Annotated in this window: 2 protein-coding genes; both read right to left on the bottom strand. The window is 40.4% G+C overall.

The features are described 5' to 3' along the window. On the bottom strand, positions 1 to 2,404 hold a 2,404-nt coding region (locus tag HMPREF3112_RS11505), incomplete at its 3' end, for a YPDG domain-containing protein (protein WP_141738656.1). A 416-nt stretch (positions 2,405 to 2,820) separates the two neighbouring features. Next, positions 2,821 to 3,704 (bottom strand): Spy0128 family protein (locus HMPREF3112_RS11735; protein WP_256262676.1); only part of this gene is annotated, 884 nt, incomplete at its 5' end.

Genomic DNA, 3,704 nt, shown 5'->3' with positions numbered 1-3,704 from the left:
CGTCTGGTGTTTCGCCTACGTTAACGGTTTGATCTTTTGCAGTTGGTTCATACTTATCAGCATCTGTTTGTTTAGCCTTGATTTCAATTGGGACATTGACTGTTTCAGTTGTTCCATCAGGATATGTCACAAGCATTGGCACATTTACCAAGCCAGGAGTCGCATTGGCAGAAGTCTTACTTGTGATAGCCCCTGTACTTTCATCAACAGAAACAGAGTCAATTCCAGCTGGAAGTGTGCCAGCTTTGAAAGTTGTACCAGAAGGCACAGATACTTCCTTACCTTCGACATCACGTACAAGTGGAATTTGTGGCTGAGTTGTGTCTCCAGCAGTGACTACTGATTTACTGTAAGTCACATCATAAGTTTGATTCTTAGGTGCATTAACAATCAATAGGTTAGTATCAAGGAAGGCATTTGCATATGACCCTTGATGAACCCCTTCGGTATTACCTTTCCAGCTACGTTGGATAGCATTCAAGTTTGGTTTAACACCACGTTCCATCCATTGCTCAAAGAGAAGCATGCCGTTATTTTTCTTGATTTCAGCATTCAATTTCTTAGCCAATTCGACTGAATCAACTGTGTTTTTAATCTTGTAAGAAATGGTATATGAACCAAGTTGCCCTGAGGCAGTACCTAAGATATTTTTGTCAATATAACTACGAACCTTATCAACATCACTTTGTGATGGGTTAGATTTTGTCGCAATACTAATAGCATCTGTCTTACGTGTATCAAGTTTCCCTGATGCATCCATGACAACCTTAGTTTTTTGAACACCACTTACAGCAGAGCCATCCGCATCAGATTTGTAAATATAAGTTTCATTCAAATCAAGATATGGCAAGAGACTCTTAGGCAATTCTTGTTCGATATAAGGCACAGATTGGAAGGTATTTGAACCTAAGTTCACAACACCCATAGCCGCAGATACTTTCATGGTATAAACCAATTCAATTGAATCTGCCTTACCATCGCTTGTAAAACGTGGAAGTACTTTTAGAGTTGGTTGTGTATTCACACCCTTACCAGGAGTTCCTGTAAAGGCGTTGGTCAAACCATTATCAGACGCAGTTTTCTTAGCGTTATCTGAGGCAATAAACCATGAGTTGTCAATACTTTCACGAACCAATTTATTAGGAATTACTCTACCGTAGTCCTTACCTGTAATCCATGCAGATGAGAATGACAATGGTGTGTTTGCAAGTCCAAGATCGTTTAAGGTCTTGCCATTTTTCAAGGTAATAGTAATTGGGTGGTCATAAGCTGCCCCAATACCACCAGAAGCTACAGTGTTGTTGGCAATTGGAACTGACCAAACTGAACCATCTTCATGAGGTGTAAAGCTTTGTGCACTTCCTGATGCCGTTGGTTTGATTGTGATTTTTTCAATATTTTCATAGAAGGTTGGATTTTGGAAGTTCAAAATCACATGAGCTCCAAGAGGGAAAGCTTTATCCTTAGCCCATCCACCCGCAAGACGCGTCCATGATGTCCCAGTAAGAGAGATGGTACCATCGTCATTGACTTTATTAAACTCAACACCAGCGTTCTTAACAACGTAAGGAGATTCCTTATCAGTTGTGATACCAGTAGTGTCAAATTTATTAGTAATTGTAAGTGATGAATCACTAGGTTTAATGACACCATTTACAGTACTTGGTGAGACAATTAACTGTTTCGTAGCATTTTTACCAGACGCATCTGTAGCTGTTGCTACGACAGTACCACCTGCTGATGGACGTTTGAAGGTATAAACACCATCTGCCCCGTTAATTGAGACTTCTTGACCATCTACCGTTACCTTAACAGTTGAAGCTGCATCTGTACGAATCGTAACATATTCGTCACCAGCTTCAATTGAAGTTGATACATTCTTAGTAGATGCTTCTGTTGCAGATGTAGATGCTGCAGCAGGAACCGCACGACGTGAACGAACGCGTGGTTTTTCAGCTTCAGAAGAATTACTTGCTTGAGCAGCCTCTGAAGTCGATGCTTGTGCAGTTTCAGAAGTTGGAGCTGCTGATGTGCTTGCTTGTGCTTCTGATGTTGCTGCAGCTTGTGATGTAGCGCTCTCCGTAGTTGTTGCAGGCGCTGTTGACGTCGCAGGCGTTGCGACAGTAGCTGGTGCTTCAGCACTTGTTGCAGCTGTTGCACTTGCAACAGGATTTGTCACTGCAGGCGTTGTCTCTGCGACTGTTCTAGTCTCGACTAAAGACGCCGTCGTTTCACCTGCTTCTGCTACTGGCGTAATCGGTGCAGCTGTCGTTTCAGTATTTTCATCTGCTTGTGCAGTCCCACCAATCATAATAAGTGTTCCTAGCAATACCGAACAAACCCCGATATTTAATTTGCGGAGAGAAAAGCGACTTTTCTTCTCATTGAATAAATCTTTACCCATAGTTCTCCAAAACAATTGGAATTCTAACTATCCAATTGCCCTTCCTAAAAATTTATTCTAATCCCCTTTCCATTATGTTATCAAAAAAATGTAAATTTTCAATACAAAATCCCATAATTTTATTATTTTCTTTTTTTATAATCTTTTATAATATAAACATCTGCTCACTTAAGTTTAGCTATTACAATTTTATTATAACTCGTTATAAATACTTTTTATAAGTTATCCCCTGATTTTAAAATAATTCTATAAGTTTATTCATACTTATCCCTATAACTAATTTAATAATCAGAAAAATATATTTGTCAGATTATTTTTAGACACAAAAGAGACTCACCCCTATCGGGGTGAGTCTCTTTTTCGAAAACTGAAATAGTCTAACTAACTATGTTGAGGGATTTAACCTATGAACTATCTTAGTCTTCTTTTTTGCGTTTTCCTGCCAAACCAAGTCCAGCTGCCGCAAGGATTCCTCCGAGAGCCATAGCTGCCATAGACGCATCATCACCTGTTTCAGGGAGTGCTGGTCCTTTAGGAGCTTCTGGTGTAGTTGGTGGTGTCACTGGTGGAACCACTGGAGTTGGAGGAGTCGGTGGTGTTGGAGGCGTAGTTGGTGGTGTAGTAGGAGGTGTGTTTGGTGGAGTTGTTGGTGGTGTATTTGGTGGGATAACAGTGTTGTTGAACTCAGTATCTTCTGGCAATTGAGAAGTTACTGTCAAGACTTTACCGTCTTTAGTTACTGAAACAACGACTGTAGCTACCATCTTATCGTAGGCAACAGTTGCATCGTTACCTTGTACTTCTTCTACTGTGTAGACGTGAGTACCTTCTTCACCACGTTTGTACTCAAGTGCTGAGAACTTGATCTTACCGTTAGCATCATTGCTTACAGTTTCGATCACATTACCCTTGCTATCTTTAAGTACGAAGCTAAACTCACCAGGTTTAAGTTCACGACCTTCAAGTTTCTTAGTGAATTCAAACTCAACCTTAGTTGGGATATTGACTACACGTTTTTCTGTTGGTTTTTCTGGTTTTTCAACAGACTTCTTAGTTGGGTCGTATTGGTGAACGATTTGTGACGCAGTATTTTCGATGTCTACACCATCTTTAGCAGTGCCTTTGATAGTTGCAGGAATATCGAACTTGTAGTAGCGTCCGAATGCCAATTTGGCAGTATCGATCACTTGTGTGTTTTCTGCATCGCCAAGTGACTTAGTAAGGTCAGCTTTAGATGTTGCAGTAATCACACCGTCAACGATTTGAATATCGAACTTAGCTGTCACATCTTCTCCTGTTA

The sequence above is a fragment of the Streptococcus sp. HMSC10E12 genome, from assembly GCF_001807855.1.
In the GTDB taxonomy this organism is placed as follows: domain Bacteria; phylum Bacillota; class Bacilli; order Lactobacillales; family Streptococcaceae; genus Streptococcus; species Streptococcus salivarius.
The sequence above is the reverse complement of the archived record's forward strand: the minus strand, read 5'-3'. Positions and strand labels throughout refer to the sequence as shown.